The 19,368-nt window shown below is 37.6% G+C and carries 13 protein-coding genes and 1 riboswitch; of the genes, 5 read left to right on the top strand and 8 right to left on the bottom strand.

What is annotated here, in order from left to right; all coding sequences use genetic code 11:
• The first annotated feature begins 250 nt into the window (after positions 1-250).
• Positions 251-1,003, top strand: coding sequence for a WecB/TagA/CpsF family glycosyltransferase (locus NST91_RS23040; RefSeq protein WP_341333014.1), 753 nt, complete (start codon positions 251-253; stop codon positions 1,001-1,003).
• A gap of 46 nt (positions 1,004-1,049) precedes the next feature.
• Here the strand turns inward: NST91_RS23040 and NST91_RS23045 are convergent, their stop codons facing one another.
• From NST91_RS23045 to NST91_RS23055, 3 genes are all read right to left on the bottom strand, one after another.
• On the bottom strand, positions 1,050-2,132 hold the full coding sequence (locus NST91_RS23045) for a Gfo/Idh/MocA family protein (protein ID WP_341333015.1): 1,083 nt from the start codon (positions 2,130-2,132) through the stop codon (positions 1,050-1,052).
• A 141-nt stretch (positions 2,133-2,273) separates the two neighbouring features.
• Complete coding sequence (locus NST91_RS23050; RefSeq protein ID WP_341333016.1) at positions 2,274-3,089, bottom strand: SGNH/GDSL hydrolase family protein; 816 nt, start codon at positions 3,087-3,089, stop codon at positions 2,274-2,276.
• A 150-nt stretch (positions 3,090-3,239) separates the two neighbouring features.
• Entirely contained in the window at positions 3,240-5,255 is a 2,016-nt protein-coding gene (locus tag NST91_RS23055; RefSeq protein WP_341333017.1) for a penicillin-binding transpeptidase domain-containing protein, read from the bottom strand.
• Between the two features lie 492 nt (positions 5,256-5,747).
• Here NST91_RS23055 and NST91_RS23060 point away from each other — a divergent pair, with 492 nt between their 5' ends.
• Positions 5,748-7,916: a N,N-dimethylformamidase beta subunit family domain-containing protein gene (locus NST91_RS23060; protein ID WP_341333018.1), complete on the top strand. Its 2,169-nt coding sequence runs from the start codon at positions 5,748-5,750 to the stop codon at positions 7,914-7,916.
• Between the two features lie 527 nt (positions 7,917-8,443).
• Here the strand turns inward: NST91_RS23060 and NST91_RS23065 are convergent.
• Positions 8,444-9,568: an IS110 family RNA-guided transposase gene (locus tag NST91_RS23065; protein WP_341331531.1), complete on the bottom strand. Its 1,125-nt coding sequence runs from the start codon at positions 9,566-9,568 to the stop codon at positions 8,444-8,446.
• Positions 9,569-9,850: 282 nt separating this feature from the next.
• Positions 9,851-9,936, top strand: a riboswitch (cyclic di-GMP riboswitch).
• Positions 9,937-9,955: 19 nt separating this feature from the next.
• On the opposite strand from NST91_RS23065, the gene NST91_RS23070 reads away from it, so the two are divergent.
• From NST91_RS23070 to NST91_RS23080, 3 genes are all read left to right on the top strand, one after another.
• A complete protein-coding gene (locus tag NST91_RS23070) occupies positions 9,956-10,087 on the top strand; it encodes a hypothetical protein (protein ID WP_341333019.1) in 132 nt (43 codons plus the stop codon).
• 425 nt (positions 10,088-10,512) lie between these two features.
• Entirely contained in the window at positions 10,513-10,971 is a 459-nt protein-coding gene (locus NST91_RS23075; RefSeq protein ID WP_341333020.1) for a VanZ family protein, read from the top strand.
• Between the two features lie 666 nt (positions 10,972-11,637).
• Positions 11,638-14,316, top strand: a complete 2,679-nt coding sequence (locus tag NST91_RS23080; RefSeq protein ID WP_341333021.1) for a GTP-binding protein — start codon at positions 11,638-11,640, stop codon at positions 14,314-14,316.
• A 60-nt stretch (positions 14,317-14,376) separates the two neighbouring features.
• Here NST91_RS23080 and NST91_RS23085 read toward each other — a convergent pair whose 3' ends face one another.
• The 4 genes from NST91_RS23085 to NST91_RS23100 all read right to left on the bottom strand — a co-directional run bounded on the left by NST91_RS23085 (position 14,377) and on the right by NST91_RS23100 (position 19,353).
• Positions 14,377-15,102 (bottom strand): CBS domain-containing protein, encoded by a 726-nt coding sequence (locus NST91_RS23085; protein ID WP_341333022.1) that lies wholly within the window; start codon positions 15,100-15,102, stop codon positions 14,377-14,379.
• Positions 15,103-15,333: 231 nt separating this feature from the next.
• On the bottom strand, positions 15,334-16,284 hold the full coding sequence (locus NST91_RS23090) for an acetylxylan esterase (RefSeq protein WP_341333023.1): 951 nt from the start codon (positions 16,282-16,284) through the stop codon (positions 15,334-15,336).
• Between the two features lie 52 nt (positions 16,285-16,336).
• Positions 16,337-17,395 carry an SGNH/GDSL hydrolase family protein gene (locus tag NST91_RS23095; RefSeq protein ID WP_341333024.1) on the bottom strand — a complete coding sequence of 353 codons (1,059 nt, stop codon included), beginning with the start codon at positions 17,393-17,395 and terminating at the stop codon, positions 16,337-16,339.
• Positions 17,396-17,484: 89 nt separating this feature from the next.
• Positions 17,485-19,353 (bottom strand): beta-N-acetylhexosaminidase, encoded by a 1,869-nt coding sequence (locus NST91_RS23100; RefSeq protein ID WP_341333025.1) that lies wholly within the window; start codon positions 19,351-19,353, stop codon positions 17,485-17,487.
• Between the last annotated feature and the right edge of the window lie 15 nt (positions 19,354-19,368).

Genomic DNA, 19,368 nt, shown 5'->3' on the forward strand with positions numbered 1-19,368 from the left:
TGGTACTAGTATATTTTAACCCATAAAAAATACTATACTATAAAAAAGTAGTATTTTATTAAAAAATGTAAAATTTCCACACATTTTCTTTACAATGTGGTAATATTATCAATAATATACTACCAAAGAACTATTTTTGTTTACTTTATGAAAATAAGAGATATCTATAAATTTTTAGTATGTTTTTCTCATTGAGGTTAACGATAACAATAAATATAATAATAAATAGATGAATAAGTGGGGAAGAGAAATGCTTAAATATGAAAAAGTACTGGGGTACGATTTTGTAAACAATTCAATGAATGAATTCGTGGATGAAATGCATCTAAGAATCAAGAATGGCAAAAAGACATTTGTTGTCACAGCTAATCCTGAAATTATTACGTATGCTAATACACATCCACATTATGAAAAAGTACTAAAACAGGCAAACTTCATTATTCCTGACGGTGTTGGGATTACTATTGCCTCTAAATTACTAGGCAACCCACTTCAAGAACGAATCACAGGTTTTGACTTTATGACAGAGCTTTTGCGTATTTCAGATAAAAAACAATATAAAGTTTATTTTCTTGGAACACAACCGGGTGTTATTGATCAAACTGTTCACAACATTAAACAAGTGTTCCCTAATATAGATGTTGCGGGGTTCCATCATGGTTTTTTTGAGGAAGATCAGCAGATTATTAATGAGATTAAAAAGACAGAACCAGATATTATTTTCTTAGGACTTGGCTTTCCTAAACAAGAAGAATGGATTGCAAATAATAAACACCATTTCCATAAGGGACTATTTATTGGTCTTGGGGGATGTTTTAATGTTTGGGCGGGTGTTGTTAAACGAGCTCCAAAGTTTTGGCGTCAACTTAACCTAGAGTGGGCTTATCGTATAATAAGTGAGCCTACAAGACTTAAACGTTCCATTGCAATACCTCAGTTTGTTTTTCGAGTTATTAATTCAAAATATCGAAAAAGCACTAAAAAAGGTGTTTCAAAAATCTAATGAAATTGATAAAAAAGGAGAAGGCGGTTGCCATTCTCCTTTTGTGTTATTTATCAAATCTTCCTGTAAAATCTAAAGTACTACATTTTTCTAAAGGAAGCTTAACTCCCTTGCCTTCTGCCGCTGATTTGTAAATCGCAAGCACAAGTTCTAATGCATCTCTTCCGTCTTTTGCTGTTACGTATGGATCGCGATCGTTTTTAATAGCGTCAATTACGTCAGTATAAAGTGGATTATGTCCAAATCCGTAGACACTTGGTGGGTTTTCTTGATATTTTGCTTTTACTTCTTCTGGATTATCTTTATTATCAGCAAAGAGCCATTCCTCAATGATATTTACTGACTTTCCTCCAGCCTTTACTGTCCCCGAATCACCGAATATGTAAAGTGTTTCTTCTAGATTGGTTGGGAAAATGTTAGTTGTACCTTCAACGATACCGTAACTTCCATTTGAGAATTTGATTAAAGCTAATCCAAGGTCCTCTGCCTCAATAAATCCATGCTTTAGGTTATCTGTCATACCTACAACCTCGGTAATTTCTCCACCCATCATCCAGCGAAGAAGGTCGATATTGTGGATACATTGGTTCATTAATGCACCACCATCTTGTTCCCATGTTCCACGCCAAGGAGCTTGTGTATAATAGTCTTCTCCTCTGTTCCAACGGATATGAGCAGTCCCATGTAATAGTCGCCCAAAACGTTCAGCCTCAACTGCTTCACGGATTTTTTGAATGGATTTGTTAAAACGATTTTGATGACATGCGCTTACTTTCACATTTTTCTCATTTGCTTTTTTGATGATTTCATCCGCATCTTCTAGTGAAAGAGCGATTGGCTTTTCGATAATAAGGTTAGCTCCTGCCTCGATGCAGTCTAATGCAATTGCTGCATGCTTACCACTTTCCGTACAAATTGCAATTAATTCAGGCTTTTCTTTTTCTAGCATTTCTTTGTAATCAGTATATAAGTTCGTTGATTTCGGAAGATCAAACTTCTGTAATTTATCTTCCATATTTTCAGGTTTAACATCACATAAGGCAACAATTTCAAGATCATTTTCCAATGCAGCTGCGATATGGTTAGGTGAAATACGTCCACAACCAATTAATGCATATTTTAAAGTCATGTTGCTCCTCCTTAATAATAAAACAAAATTTGTTTTTTTGACGAATGATGGCAGTTTTTCTGCACACACTCTTATTTTAGTATAAATTGGCTTAACTGCCAAACTAAGAAGTACCTATTTCCAAATACTCTGTCCTCGAAACTAATTTTCACCATCTTGAGCAATAAAATACTTCGACAAGTAGTCTGCCCATAGTTTGTGACCTTTTTCGCTTGGAGCACCATTTTCCTTTAAATATTCAATGATTTCATCTGACTGATAGTCAGGCCATGCTTCCCAATGATTGAGATATGGATAATTGTTTTCTTTTGCGTAAACTTCTAATTTATTAACCTCAATTGGGTAATATCTTGCATTATGCAACGGGTTTGCTGGCTGAATCAAAATAGATACCTTGGGAACTTCCTCCTTAATTGTTCCTAGAATTTCAGTAATATTATCTAGTCTTCTCTCTAAGGGCACCACATTTCCATTATCGTATAACATAAATGGCTCAAATAATAAGATATCAGGAGAAAGATCGATGATTTCTCTATATAATTCCTCTTGAACAACCTGCGTTGATGTTTTATCAGCAATTTCTTTAATTGTGATAGTAAGAATATCCTTTCCGTATGTATCTTCTAAGCTTTCCTTTAATAATGTTGGCCAAGCTGTTGGACCCTCGGGTGTCGAGTCCGATCCTGCTATAATGAAGTTAATTGGTATACCAGTTTGGGCAGCTTCTACAAGCTTTGTTTGTATTTCTACTGGTAAGTTCTTTGATCTCTTTTTTACTGTTTTGATTTTATTCTCATCCTCTTGATTTTCATCAACTGCTGTTATTAATTGTTCATCGGGCTTTTCAGCTTGAGCAGTCTTGGCCGTTGCTTGTAATTTATTGTTCCAATGTATTTTCCCTGTTACAACTGTAGCAATAGATAGCACAATTACAACAAGCACAAGTATTTTTTTCATAATATAACCCCCAGACAAAAGATGACTAATTACCTATATTATACAATAAATTATCATATTTTTTGGATTATCTGGGTAATTCATGTAGTATTTCCTCGGAAATTGCAATTAGAAATAAAGAAAGTTGACGAAATTCGTCAGCTCTAAAATTTACTTTAAGACACTTTCAAAAATAGCTTTTACCTTCGGTGTCACATCATGACTACCTTTTTTTACGTCTTCAATAAGCATTGCTACTAAAAGACTTGGATTGTCAGTATTTACCGCCACAAACAACCCGTTTTCTTTTCCATCTTCGTCTTTACTTGTTTTAAGTTCAGCTGTTCCAGTCTTTCCGGCAAGCCTGATGCCTTCGATTTTTGCATCATTCGCTGTACCTTTTGGATCTTCAACAACTTGAATTAAATCATTAAGTATTAGTTTTGCCGTTTCAGGTGTAATCACATTTTCTTTCCAAGTTTCTTTTTCCGAGCCATCCAAAATAAGTTTTGGTTTTAATAAGTTTCCTGAATTTAATAATGGAGTATAGGAAATTGCCAAATGCACTGGGCTCATTTCGAGTTGACCCTGTCCATAGCCAGTGTCTGCAGTCAGGATCTCTGTATTTAAACCTTTATTTGAAACTTTTGATTCATATATAGGATACTCGAATGGAAATGGTTCTCCAAACCCATACTTCTTTAGTTCCACTTCAAATTGCTCTCCACCAATTCCGAGTGCAGCCTGGGCAAAGTAAATATTGTCCGAGTATACGAATGCGTCTCTTAAGTTCACTGGTTTGCCTGGGTCACTAACTCTTGTTATTGAATAGCCCCCCCATGAGCTATCCTTTTGCCACTGTTTCCCCTTGATATCTATTGTTGTTTCAGGTGTAATCACTTGATGCTCAAGTGCAATTCCTGCTGTAACTGGCTTAAAGGTGGAGCCAGGAGCATATGTTGCACCAAAACGATTAATTAACGACTTTAATGGATCCTCATTTAATCGATTCCATTCTTCTGCTGATAATCCAAGAACAAAGGCATTTGGATCAAAGGAGGGACTACTAACAAGAGCTAATGTCTCCCCGGTTAAAGGATGAATTGCAGCAGCAGCCCCAGCGTTTCCACCAAGTTGATCATATGTTGTTAGTTGAACGTCAATGTCGATAGCTAATGTAATCGTTTCTCCGTCCGTTACTTTCTTTTCAGCAAGGGTGACCTTTCCATCGCCGTCCGCTCTTCTAATGAAGACTTTTGCTCCCTTTTCTCCTTTTAATCGATCTTCTAGTACCTTTTCAAGCCCCTTTTTACCGACAACATCATTTGCTGTATACCCTTTTTCTTTTAGTTCTTTTAAGTCTTCAGCTGTCACATTTCCGATATAACCAATTAGATGAGAAGTTGCTTCTTTAAATGGATATACACGAGACTCAACCTTTTTTGAAAGAACACCATTCAGTTGAGTGACCTTTGTTACAAGTTCCTGTTCCTGTAAAGACAATCTCGTGATCGGCACGAAATAATCAGGTTTTACCCACGAAGCATTTAATTTCTTTTCAATTGACTCAGGTGTTAGTTTTAGTAGTTCTGCTACAGTAGCGATAGTTGCAGCCTTATTTTCACCAAGGTCCTGAGGAACAAGCCCGATTTCATAAACTAGTCCATTTTCCGCTAGTTTTACACCATCTCGGTCTAGGATTTCCCCACGTTTTGGATAAGAATATTTGAGTCCAATTCCATCCCCTTCTTCCATATCCGGAAAGAACATCGAAGGTTTCCATCTTACTGCCCATTTTTTCTCATCGTCGTTTTCTTCTAGTACAAGAATTGTTTTCTCACTAAACTCAATTGGCCCTGCAACTGTTTCCATTGAAACATCATAGGAAAATCTAACCTCTCCTTTTTCGTTGGGTTTTATTTCCTCCTCTGGTTTTTCGAAGTTAACTACTAGTTCATCCACTCCAATATCACTGTAAATCTTGCTAAAGCGCTCTGCGAATTCATCCTTTTTTACGGTTTCTTTTACATCAGCAGAAAATTGATCATACACTTTATTGAAATCCTGTTTTTCCCAATCTTTTATGAATGCTTCGAAGCGTTCTTCTGGAAGAGGATCCTTATTACAGCCTGTTAATAATACTATGCTTAATGCGAAACCAATTAATAACCATATGTACCGTTTCAATTCCTTCACTCCCTTATACAACTTTTACAATTTTATGTTCTCCAACTATATTATAGTATATTTTAAGATTCTTCAGAGTAGGTCTGTACTCCTAGTTATACTCTAATTTGATTTGAATCCACCAAGAATTGGGGAGATTATTTTCCATTTTGTTTTTCTTAGGGTCCTCATATACTGCTTTATAAGCAAAATTAATACTAACTTTTACCTAGAAATATAGTATATTAGTACTATCATAATTTTAAAAAACCTGAAGATACTAATACATAATTTGTAAAAAATGTTCAAATAAAAGAACTACCGGAAAGTAGGCAACTACATTTTTCTTTACCTTTTATAATGCAAATATTTATTAGATGCAAAGTTGTTGCACATTCAAAAAATTAAAAAATGTTGAGAGTATTTCTCAGCATTTTTATTTATTTTTGATTTTTTCAATTTAAGTATTTTTAAGATTCCTAACCAAATTATTAAATAATGGGGGTATACATAATGAGAGTAATCGTAAGTTTTTTATTACTTTTTGTTTTATTTACTGTACCAACAGATTTGACATCTGCTGCGTCTAATGTAGAACGATTGTCTGGGTCAGATCGCTTTGAAGTCGCCGCGAAGGTTTCACAGAAAGGCTGGCAAAATGCAGACACAATTATTATCGCTAATTATGTTGCATTTGCAGATGCACTATCAGCTGCACCGTTGGCTTTCCAAGTAAATGGCCCCATTCTTCTATCAAGAAATAACACGTTAACAGCTACTACAAAAGAGGAAATACGAAGGCTAAAACCGAAAAAGGCAATCATAGTTGGTGGAAATGGTAGTGTTTCTGATAAAGTAATAAATGAATTTAAATCAATGAATATTAAGACTGAACGAATCGGTGGTAAAGACAGATATGAAGTTGCTTTAAACATCTCAAAGAAGCTTAAAGACTCAGATACAGCGATTATTACTAACGGTTTGGTATTTTCTGATGCGCTGACAATTGCTCCATATGCAGCCAAAAACGGTTTTCCGATTCTACTAACTGCAAAAGACAGCATACCCGCTTTTACCACAGAAGCATTGAAAGGAAAAACACAACGAATTGTGATTGGTGGAGAAGGAAGTGTAGGCAAAAAAGTATATGAAACAATTGGGGCTCAACAGCGAATCGGTGGCAAAGACAGATATGAAGTTGCAGCGAATATTGCTACACAATTTACGTCTTCGAATGACCATACATTTATTGCAACTGGCTTAACATTCGCCGATGCTTTGACTGGTTCAGTTTTAGCGGCAAAGAATAATGTGCCATTATTACTAACTAGACCTGACCGTTTACCAAAGGAAACATATAATGTCATCAAACAACAGTTTATCACGAACTATAACATTCTCGGCGGGCCAGGTTCAATTCAAGATAAAGTAATTAAAAATGATTTACCTGCAGCAAATACCCATTCAATTGAGGGATACAGTGAAAAGATTAGCTTTTTCCCCGGAGAAACAATCGACCTAAGGGTTCATGCACCTGAAGGGAAATTTTCAATAGACTTTATGCGATTTGGGAAAGAACAGAAATTATTACACCAAGTGCAAAATATTCCCGGTAAGGCTCAACACTACTTCTCAGACGCCTATAAAGAGGGTGTTATGTGGACAAGCTCCTATCAATTTACGATACCTAAAGATTGGGAAACAGGTATGTATGCCGCACGTTTATATGATCAAGCTAAGGAATTCTATGTCACCTTTATTGTAAAAGATAAAAATCCATCTGAGAATGATATAGCGGTTCTTGCATCGACAAATACTTGGCAGGCATACAACAGCTGGGCTGGAAAAAGTCTATATAGCAATGAGTATATCAACGGGGCCAATCAACCAGTGTCATATGTAAGTTTTAATCGGCCAAATCCAGGTGCAACTCCATTAGGAGATGAAGGCCATTTAGCAAATGGTGAAAGACATATTCTATCTTGGCTTGAACAGAATAATCATAATTATGACATGTTATCAGACCATGATTTTCACGAAAATCCAGATATTTTAAAGCCTTATAAAATATTAATTATTAGTACTCACAGTGAGTATTGGTCAACAACTATGTACAATGGTTTAGAGAAATTTTTAAACCAAGGAGGTAATTTATTATACCTCTCAGGAAACGGTGTTTATTGGAAGGTAGCAATAAAGGATGACAAAATAGAGGTTAAAAGAGATGGGAGTAAGCACACCTTATCAAATGAAGCAGGGGGATTGTTTTATACATCCGGAAGTCCAGAATCTGCCCTATTAGGTGTCGGATACCGCCATACAGGTTTCTCTGTTCCTGCACCATACAAGGTTATAGACAGCAACCATTGGATTTTTAAGAATACAGATGTTCAAAATGGTGATTTAATAGGTCAGGTAGGACTTAATACAACAAGACAGTCTACCGGAGGTGCATCGGGTTGGGAAACAGACCAGGTTGACCAATTTACACCGAGTAATTATAACCTGTTAGCACAGGGTACGAATACGGTAGGAAAAGGAGCAGACATGATCTATTATGACCATCCCGGCGGTGGCGGGGTCTTCTCTGTTGGTTCGATCACCTTTGGTGGCAGCCTTATTATAGATCCAACCCTATCAACAATGGTCAATAACGTCATAAACAAATTTCAATCAGAATAGGGACACAGGGACAGGTCCCTGATATGAACGAAACTGTCAAGTTCCCCTCGAATCCCTAATTATAATTGCCGTTTTTTGGCGCACTTAAGAAGAGAAGCATTTTTGGGCTTCTTTTCTTTTTTATAAATGTTGGAGACATTTTATGTCTAGGGATTACCCTTCTCAGCTTACTGACTACTCCTCAATCTATGGATTGCCTGTCAAGTGCTCTCCTTGACTGGTAATCCATAGATTGAGACACTTTTTAAAGCTGAGAATTAAATTCCTCCTTTATTCAGAAGTTAAGAACACGGCACGAAGGCAAAAATCTAAGCTTCGGTAAGCACTCTGATATTCGTGGATTCTCACATTTTATCTTTCCGTATAAAGGATCTACCACCAACTCGTCACGTGCGTTAGCCTATTTAGACATAGCACAAAGGGACCACGTGGATTATCCTTTCCGGTGTTATACTTTGCCTTCGAGCCCTACTCTTAAAATCACATAATTTAACTGCAGTTTTTTATAAACGAATTTTTATAATAGATTAAGATTCAATTAAAACTCTAGAGTTTGTTTCTATTTCCTGCGTGACTGCCCAGATAAACCCAGCTAGTTCTCTTGCCACTGCCGTTACGACTTTCCCACTTTCTTTACCCCTTGATAATAATCGGAAATACTTTTTATGAAGACGATTTTGAGCTTTCCATGATATAGCTTGAACAACGGCCGACTGACCTTCTTGTCTTCTTTTTAATTCTCCTTTTACTGCAGGTTGATATCGATAACTCCAGGCTGCTTCTATCAGAAGACGGCGAACGTGTTTATTCCCTGTTTTCGTAATCTTACCTTGTCTTCGACTCTCACCACTAGAATATTCGCTTGGGATAAGACCTACATATGACATGAATTGTTTAGCCGAGGTAAATCTTTTAAAGGACCCAATCTCTGCCACTAAACTTGTGGCTGTAATAGTTGCCACACCTCTAAGCGATTGAAGTGCTTGAATTACAGGAGCGTGTAAACCTTCGGTTGCTTGGATATCTATTTCTTTCTCTAACCGTTTTATCCGTTGTTCGATCTCTTGAAGTTGATAGTAATATTCTTGGAATACAATTCTAGACGTAGAACGAGTAAATTTTAACTTGTTTAACCATTCCCGATACTTAAGGGTCCATTTGCGAACACCAGTAGGAGGCTTAATATTGTGTCTTAATAAAAACTTAGTGAGTCGATGTTTTGCCCTTAATTCATCCTCTTTGGCATCTTCACGAGCACGAACTAAATCTCGAAGAGCTTCATCGTCTTCAGTTGGTACATAAATAGATGTTAATTCACCAGCACGGAATAATTGAGCAAGCCTAACCGCATCCCTTCGGTCTGTTTTAATCCGTTCTCCTGGCTTAGAAGGGATTAGGGATGGTGCGATTACAAAACACTCTATTCCTAAACTTAAGAAGAAGCGGTACAATGGGTAACCTGTTGGGCCTGCTTCATAACATACCTTTATCTGTTTTTTATCTCCTAATTTCTTAACTAATTTTCTAATAGCCTCTAAAGAGTGTGGGATCATTCCATAATATCTAGGTGCGTCTCTTCCTTCTTCAGCAATCGCAACAGAAATTTTTTCCTTTGAAACGTCTAAACCTACGTATTTTATGGTATCCTTCATAATATAACTAGCTCCTTTCGTAATGTAGCTCTGATTTGGTTTGATTTTTTAATCTCCGTTAAACAGTCTAACCAAATTAACCTACGGGATTACGACAAGGGGCTAGTTTCGTTCATGTTAACTCGTCCCACTTGCTCAATAAGCATGCTGCTTATTGGGCTTTTTTTAAGCTCAAAAAACCACTTTCTCATTCATACTAATATATAACTTTATTATAGTGCTTTATACCTATTAACAATTCGACAAAATACGACGATAATAAAACAGGATTATAAAAAGTCGTTGGTAACATAGCAAAATCATGGAAACGTGAGGACGCAAAGCTATAGGGACTAAAGTCCTATCGACTAAGTCAGCCAGCTACCGAAAACGAGGAGGAAAAAACGCATGAGCACATGGGTAACCCCAGAAGAAATGGAAAGAAAAAGAAAGAGAAACAAAACTCTTCTTTATCTTCTACTTCCAATCGCAGCAATTATTATAAGCGCAACAATGACAATACTCGCAAATAGTTTATAATAGATCACAATTCTAGCCACAACTTGATTGGAACATATTTCTTCCCAGAAACATTAGAAATATATACTTAGCGTAACGAACTTAAATACATTCGTTGCGCTTTTTTATTCAAAATATTACTTAGAAAACCAAACATATCATGCCTTTTTATACCTACTTGATTCATTCTACTAGATTTTTAATTCATATTTTAATCCCCCATTTTTCAAGTCAATCATAAAACAAAAACATAGATTAAAATTATAAACATTGCTTTATGTTGATGATATCAAGGAAACATTTTATTCCATAAACTAGAAAAATACCTTATTGATTTTACGAGTAAGAGTGGAAAACTTTGAAAAAGCACCCACATAAAATTCCTTTATATCCAATCATGTTTATACCTCTCCCTTTGAGTACATAATCCTGATAGGGTGATTAAATTGAACATAAAGTATAATCTTGTTTTCGGTTTCGATAAAGTTGGACATTTCTTGCTGTTCTTTTTCATTTCTTTTTTCGTCGGAGTTCTAATCCTTTTGATTATTGCTCGGTCGTGTATGGTTAAAAGTTTTCGAATTGTGTGGTTGTATATAGTATTGCTAGGTATTTTTGAGGAGTATCAACAGTTTTACATTGTCGATAGAAGTACGGAGTTTTTAGATGCAGTTGCAAATTTAATCGGAGTAACTGGTGGATTGATGGTGCCCATGCTGATTGCATTGATTTTACTTAGAAAACAACAACAGCAAAATAGTGGTACAGTGTACTTAATTTACCTTATTATATTACTCCCCCTTCTCATTGGACTTTGGCAACTCAATGAACTACCATTTTGGGACGCAGGGACAGGTCCGTCGTCCCACCACATTTTTAAAGGGTCAAGAGACCTGTCCTCTTGACCCATTTTTTTGCAACTATTTAGGAATACTTAAATTACGCAAGTATGGTAAAATACAGAAGTACCCGTCCGATTCTCAGAGGTAGAAAAGTGGAGGATATCATGAGGAAAATTCTGCTTATTATTAAACTGATAACATTAACAACAATTTTTTTAAGAGAACTTTTTAAATATAAGGTGAAAAAGAATGATACTGATAAAACATTAAATAGAAAAAAAAAAAATTATTAAATACGAAAAGGGGCCAAGTCAAATGATTTGGTCCTTCTTATTGATTTGGCGAGAGACCTGTCCGTTTTATTACCATTTTTTCACATCGCGCATGTGACTCCTTTAATTCTTTAACACACACCACTAAAAAGACATTTAATTGAACTAAACACCCCTATTTAGTACAATCCTTTTAAGGCAAACTTCATTTTAATAGTTTAGTATTTTGAATTCACCAATAATCGACATAAAATCAGCTTTTAAAACGTATTAATATATGATTGGGTATACGAATACCCATAAAAGGATAAATGAACCAAATTAAACAACAAAAGACAGTGGGCCACAGGGACAGGTCCCTTGTCCCAGAACGTGGCGAGACCTTGACATGGGACTTTGCCCATTGGGCGAGACCCACCCACTCAATTCCACTGTCCTAGCATTGGAGGTTTTACATATGACATCTGAGCATGAGTTTATTACAAAGACGTATTATCAAACGTTTATTTCTGAAAATGATACGAGGCATCCGGTTGAGATTCTTGGTGAGGCATATATGGCTGAGCAGGAGAAGGAGCTGTATGACCTGTCTTATATACGCTTTGCGCAAGGGGAAATTTATTTTCATTACAAGGATTTTGAGGCGGCGATTTATAAGTGGGAGAACATCTCGAACGACTTAGAGCCGTGGGCGAAGAAAAATATTGCGGATGCGTATTATGAGCTTGGACTGCTTTCAAATGCGGAAGAAGTGTATGGCTCGATTATTTCGACAAATAAGATTTTGACAAGTGAGGTTTCGTTGAGCCTATTCTCACTTTATCTTGAGGATAACAAAATTGACGCAGCTTACCGCGTGATACAGGAAGCAGTTGAAGGAAATCCGGATTACCCTAACATTACAACGGTTGCCAAGCATTTTTACGAGGAACAAGAAGATTGGAAAAATGCGATCGAACTGGCTATCAATGAAACGAAGCGAACAGAGGGGCTTGAATGGTTTGACGCCTTAATTAATTATTGCGAAGCAGGGCATTGCAGCACATTTGCACCCGATACATTTGTTCCAGTATTGCGTAAGTTATATGAACTTGACCAGGCCAGATTTAAACAGCTAATGGCTGTTGTTTGGAAAAGTTACCAGAATACGAGCGAATATCTAAACTGGCTTCAAGCGGTCGTAAAAATCATGAAGGATTTAGAGATCAATCCTTACGAGCAGTGGCATACCATTACTCATTTATTCGAGGAAGCGTATCTTGGATTAACGACTGGTGATTATTTACTACGTGATATCGGACAGCTAATGCCAAAATTACTAGTCAATTGGTTAAACACAACGACTGCAACGAATGGGTTAGCTGCAGCGGCCGCCGTCCTTGCGTGGGATGATATTTTCCCTTCTGCCATCAAAATGGTCATCGTAAAAGAGGCAGAAATTGTCCTAGAAAATGCGCATAGCCGTTCATTATCCCTGGATGAATGCCAACACTTCATGAAAACAATCATTGATTGGGCTCAAAAAAATAATATCGAAACGAGCGACCGTTTAGTATGGGGCTTTGATCAACTTTTTGATACGAAAACAACGAATTTACTCGTTTTAGGAAAAGGTAAGTTTTCATTTGTAAATTCGATTTTAGATGAGGAATTATTGACTCCAACTCTTACTAATTATACAAGCATTCAATACGGAGCAGAAAAAGGAATAGCCGACGTGTCGGACGCTGGTCGTCATCCCCTACCAAGTCCGGAGGAAGCCATTTCTCCAGACTCTATTATAGAGGTGACGGTGCCATCTGCCCAGTTAAGAACGTCTGAACTACGATTGAATACCACTGGATATAAAGAGTATTTTATGGAGAAGAGAAAAACGTTCGGCTTCTTACCAGTTGTCGATGGCGTATTATTCGTGAGCGATGCAGAAAGCCTGTCAGAGGCTGACTTTGACTATCTCGCGCAAATCAAACATAGCGCAAAGGATACCCCGGTACATTTTGTATTGCGTAATACATTGGACACAGTGAAGATAAATGAGTATTTCCCTGAAGCGGTGATTCATTCAGTACGAAACATGAACTTCTTACGTGATATTAAAGTAAGCTTCGGAACGAATTACCGAGTTGGAAAGACACTATTTTTACTGAGAAAAGTGATTTCCAGCCTGTTAAAAAAACGTGCCGATGCAGAAAACAAATTACTCGAAGTAATTGCGCATAATGAAGAATACAATACTAGGTTAGCTGGATTTTTAAATAGCCTTCATGATAAGGAAACCGAGAAGAGTAAGGAGATTACGGATTCATTCTCCAAAGTAATCGCGGACGTTAAACGAGATCTTTCTGAAAAAATACCAAAGATCCTTACTGGCTGCTCAGAGATTATTACAGAAGACAGCAACCTCAACCAATTGCATATTGAATTAAATGAAAAAATGAACGAAGAAATTCAGCGTTTATTCCATCAAGATGTTATACCAGGTCTCTCAACTAAGCTTCAAGAGTGGCTTGAAAACTCAAATTCGAAGTTGGTTGCGACTCAAGAATATTTAGATGACATGACTCAGTCACTCTCTGAGGTCTATCCTGAAAAAGAGCTCAAGTTGGAATGTGACTTTAAAGTCGTTGAGGACTGGCGCCGAGACATTGGCCGCATGACGTATCAAATCCAAATTGATAAGGAAAACATCATGCTTCGCCATAATCCAGCGCAAGTATTGCTGAAGGGCGCAGGCAAAGTATTGGGCTTGCTACCACAAAAGCAGCAATCATACATGCTCAACCAGTATAAAAAATATGTAGAAAATGCGTCTTACTCGGAAGTAGTTGAATCCATTCAAAGTAAGTTCTGGCAGCAATTCGACTTCTTCAAAAGATCTCTGCCACAGGATGTCGGTCTATTCTACAAAGAACCTTTAGATGGACTTTCACAAGCTATCGAACAAACAAAAGGCCGTATCGAACAAGACAAAGAAACCTTGGCAAAAATGAAATCAAACCCAGAAGTCTACTACGACCCATTAAAACTATTCGAAACAAGACTCGTACACTACGAAAAAATAGTGGGACTTAGTGACAGGTCCCTTGTCCCAGCAACTGGGGACACGGGGGCAGGTTCCTTGTCCCAATCTCAATAAACACAAAACAGGCCCAACGAGCATAAAAAAACAGCTCGTTGGACCTTTTTTATAAGATCATTAGTCAATGGTATAATCAATTTCAATCAAATCCCATGCAGTAACCAAACCTAGTGGAATCTCATCGTTTTTTCCATTTTCCGTGATAATAACGGCTTCTAAATCTAACTTTTTCTTGTGCTTTTCCTCAAAGATATCTTCAATTGAAAAAATATCAATCGATTTTGCAACAAAATCTATCGGGTGATGATGAACCCTGGATAGGACATCCTTTACTTTAATACCTGACAAGTCAACAATTGTAGTTGTTACGTTTTCAGTCACCCATCTTACAATGTCCCCTGTATTAAGAAGTCCCACACATTCTTTCCCTTTATAAACAGGATATTGGGAAAATCCATACCTTTTAATAGTTTGAAACGTATAGATGAGATCATCTTCATAACCAACCGTTATTACCTCTTTTGTTGCAATCGAAAGTGCAAAATTAGGTCGACTAAAGATAGCCGCATTTTTTTCAATTTGTTTAACAACATTGATATGAGGTTCAGCAATATAAAACCCTAGCTGTTTTTTATCATGAACAAGAGAGTTCCGAAGTTTAGCATATTGTTTTAAGTCGTCGTAAAATTCCCTAATGATTTGATGCTTCCTCGAACCAACATCTAATAGTACTTTGAATCTATCATCCGGTATCTTAACAATAGATTTTAACGAGTCATGTATTTGATTAAAAGCCACTTCAAACCTTTCTGAAAGTTGATAGGATGTATAAATCGTGCTCATTTTAAATTCTCCTTAAAAACTCATTCTTTAACAAACTATTATGTATTTCATTTGCTAACCTATATCTTAAAATACCAGAGATTCCATCTCAACTAAAAAATATTTTGGGACACAGGGACAGGTCCCCTGTCCCAAACCCAATAAACACAAACAGGCACAATGCGTGGTTTTTTATCCACTTATTGTGCCTTGTTTTTTCTTATATAATTTTGCGTGGACTTCTCCACACCTTTATAAATTCTCACCCACATATGTAAGCGTATCATCAAGATGTGAGCTAATGCCTCCAACGTTATGTCCAGTAAACGGATATACGACATAACTCTTCTCTGCTTGGATGTGATTGTATACGCCAAAAATCGATTGTGGTGGACAAACCGGGTCTTTCAACGCAATTGTTACTCTCGTTTTACTTTTTATCATGGAAGCAAAATTCAGATTATCAAAGTAACTTAGATTATGGAAAACCTGTTGTACTTGTTCAGGATACCTTGCAAAATAATTCTCGAGGCTAACTAACGATCCTTCTAGCTTCAGCTGAATAGCTAGTTCAATATTACACATATTCGGCACATCAGCAATGACTAACTTAGGCCGATTATCTAAGGCTGCCACGGCTAGGGCGATTCCTCCACCCATGCTTCCACCATAAATACAAATCCGACTTTTATCGATTTCAGGTCTTGTAAACAGAAAATCGATTGCGCGTTTATTATCGATGTATACTTTTCGATAATAATATTCGGCTTTGTCTAGAATGCCATGTAACACCCATGTACCATTTGTTCCAGTCATGTAGCCAGAGTCGTCGCTACTCTCACCATGCCCCCGATTATCAATCGCTAAAACGGCAAATCCCTGTATGACCCATTTCATATAGTCTGAGATGGATCCCTTATCCATGCCATAGCCATGGTATAAAATGATACATGGCAGGTTTTCCTTAGCTTCTTGCGGTAAAATATAATGCCCTCTTATTGGTGTTCCACCAAATCCTTGGTAGGTAACCTTATAGGCGTCGATCTGCTTAATCGGGTATTCTTCTTTTACTAAATTGCTTTGCAAAGGGAGTTGCTCAGACTCCTTTAACGTATCATCCCAAAATGTATAGAAGTCCTCCGTCTTTGTTAAAGGTGGTTTATATGTTTCATAGTCTTTGATTTGTTGTTCAAAATATAACAAAATAACCCTCCCAATTACTTATCATAGTTTGATGAGCAGTGACTAGGACCCATTAATCACCTTTATGGGTCTTTAAAAATGCAAACGCACTCTCCATACGATTTGCCATTTCCATAAATCCTAGGTCATTCGGATGGATTCCATCGACTGTGCATTCATGCCAGTATTCCCCTAACAACGTAGATCCATCTATAAAAGAAATATTTTTATCGCCTTGTTGCTTTAACTTTTCCACAGTTGATTTCGAGTACTCTCTACGGTTTTGATAATCCTCGTACTCTCCAATTTCTTTATCCTGTACAAATGGAATTCTCGACACTATGACAATAGGAACATCCGGATGAACTTCCCGATAGGTTTGGATAAAAGGAAGTAGTGTCTCCTTATATTCCTTGTATGAAACATTAGCCTCATAATCAAGGACAAAGCAGGCTGGCCGTTCAATTTCTCTGATGGTTAAGGCCACTCCTTGCTCACCTCTCCCGCTTCCGGAGAATCCTAGATTAATAAATTCAAAATTAAATCTTCGGTTAAGGATATTTGTGTACGACATGCCGGGCCTACTGGCACATGCCCCCTGCGTAATGGATGTACCATAGAAAATCACTCGTTTATCTGAAGAATATGGAGTAGGCGGTTCAATAACAGCACTCGGATAAGTTCCGATTAAAACCTCTTCTACCCCTTGATACAAAGGAAAATACAACGTTACCTCTCTGAAATGCTCACTCGAGTGCTGATTACTATTGGTAAAATCCCAAACCGTTTTCTCATAAGATTGATCGAGTAGTGATGGAATGGCAGTTGTATAATACTGTTGTTGCCCTGATTCCCCCACGTATACATCGAAGCCACATTGACCAGAGGCCGTCATATGCCCCATGTAAGCTGCATCCGTTAGCTTTACTTTTATTTCAAGCTTGGAAGCATTTGTCCGAAAACTAATTTGCCCACCAGAAGTATGATCCGCTAATTCATCCACACGTGGCGGAATATGATATTCCGGATTTACAGGAAGTCGCCGATATCGTTCTTCCTCATTAAACCACGCAAAACCACTTAAACGAAAAGGCTTTTCTTTTGGACTGTACCACTGCAACTCCTCTTGCACCTTTCATCCCCCCATTTGGGTCAAGGGGACAGGTCCCTCGTCCCACCATTTTTTTACAGGGACAAGGGACCTGTCCCTCTGTCCCAGATTTATGTTGCGCTTGCTGTGGCGATTCGGTTGTAGGTTTCGCCTCGACCTAGAGTTACGTTTTCAGGGAATTGTTCTGGACCGTCGTAACGAAGTCGCACTTCTTCTAATTCGGCTAGTGTTGAAATGTTACCATTCAGCCACAGATTCAATCGATATTGTGATGTTTCCATTCTTGTTAGCAGGCCGCCGTAGCGCATGTCTAGAACTTCCCATCCGAACGGTTTATTGACGGTAAACCACACATCTCTGTGTGCCTTTCGTAAAGCATCAATTTCTACTCTAAGAAACTCTAATTTTTCAAGACACACCTTAACCCCTGTTTTATCCCCGTTATCATAAGCAAGCTTTAGCTCAATTCCGAGCTCAGCCTTTTCGCTTAAGACTTTTGCTAGCTGTTCATAAAAGCGGAACAGCAATTCAGCGCCTAGATTGCGTTCCTTAGCTGTCTTTAGCTTTTCCACTAAACCTTTGTAATGGTCAGCAATCGGTAATCCTTTTATATTTTCATCAAACAGTCCCATTAACACATCCTGCCAAAGCAAGAATTTAGACGGATTTGAGGAATATAAATTATCCTCCATGACTCCGGGAATCTCATCCATTTGATTTAACAGAAAGAAATCATTTAACTGATAACCTGTGCAGTAGTAAAAACGTTCTTCCAAATGCTCTCTGCTCACTTCTTGATGATACGTGTGCTCAGCAAACAATTGCAGTCCTGGAAGCGCAGTTTGGATTGGGGTTTCCGCCCCATTGTCACCCCACATTGTTGTAAATACTTCTTTAATTCCTGTTTTTCTACAGGCATTTAATGCGGCCTCCGAATTTCGAAAGGCCCTCGCATAGTTAGGAGAGATTCCATTCCAGGTCCATATTCCGCCTGCAAAAAGTGGATCCGATACGATTCGTTTATGGGTATTTAACATTCCCTCATAAAATTCCTCTTCGGCATGATAGTAATCCCAATACACCATTTGGACGTTAGGAATAGATTGTTTAACCTGTTCCAATAACGTCTCATCAAAGTCATAATAATTCCCGTTTTTAGAAGCTAAACGAAAATACATATCGCTCCAAATCATTGGTTCCAAGCCGAATTCCTCGGTAATTGATACAACTTCCTGAAGATGCTTATTCATAATTTCAAAACGGTCATCATACCCATTTTTCTCCATATACTTACCGCGACCTAACTGCAAGGCTTCATCCATTCCGATATGGATCCTTCTTGTCCGATACGGTCTAACAGCTGCCTCAATCAAATGTTTTAAAAACTCATAGGTTTTCGTTTCACCGACGAGCAGTATATCATCTGTATCCTTAATTTCATTCGCATAGCCCCACTTTAGGGCTTCCTTTAAATGCGCCAATGTTTGGATACACGGTATCATTTCGATCCCTAATTGAACTGCATACTCATCACAATCACGAATTTCCTTTTCCGTATATCTCCCACGCATATATCCGAAATAAGGGACTTCTGGAACCTCATACGTATCCTCTGTATAAACCATTGCCATGTTTAGGCCCATCACGGCCATTTTTCGCAACAGCATTTTAATGCCATCTACTGTTAGAACCGCGTTTCTAGATACATCAATCATCGCTCCACTTGTTTCAAATTGAGGCTCTTCGGTTAGATGGAACTCATTGTTCCTTTCCATATGTTGAAGCCATAGTCCTAACCCTCTGAAAAAGTGAATCTTCTTATCAAAGATGATCTGTTTGTTCGTCACGACTAACGGACCTTGGCGATTTACCACTTCAATCAGGTATCCGTCCTCCGCCATTTCTAATCCCAAATCATTACAAAGAATGCGAACCCCATCTAGTACCTCAGCTAAATCACCTGTAAAATGAATCCTCATCTCAAACCTCCTTCA

Source organism: Ferdinandcohnia sp. FSL W7-1320, assembly GCF_038050315.1.
GTDB lineage: Bacteria > Bacillota > Bacilli > Bacillales > Bacillaceae_L > Ferdinandcohnia > Ferdinandcohnia aciditolerans.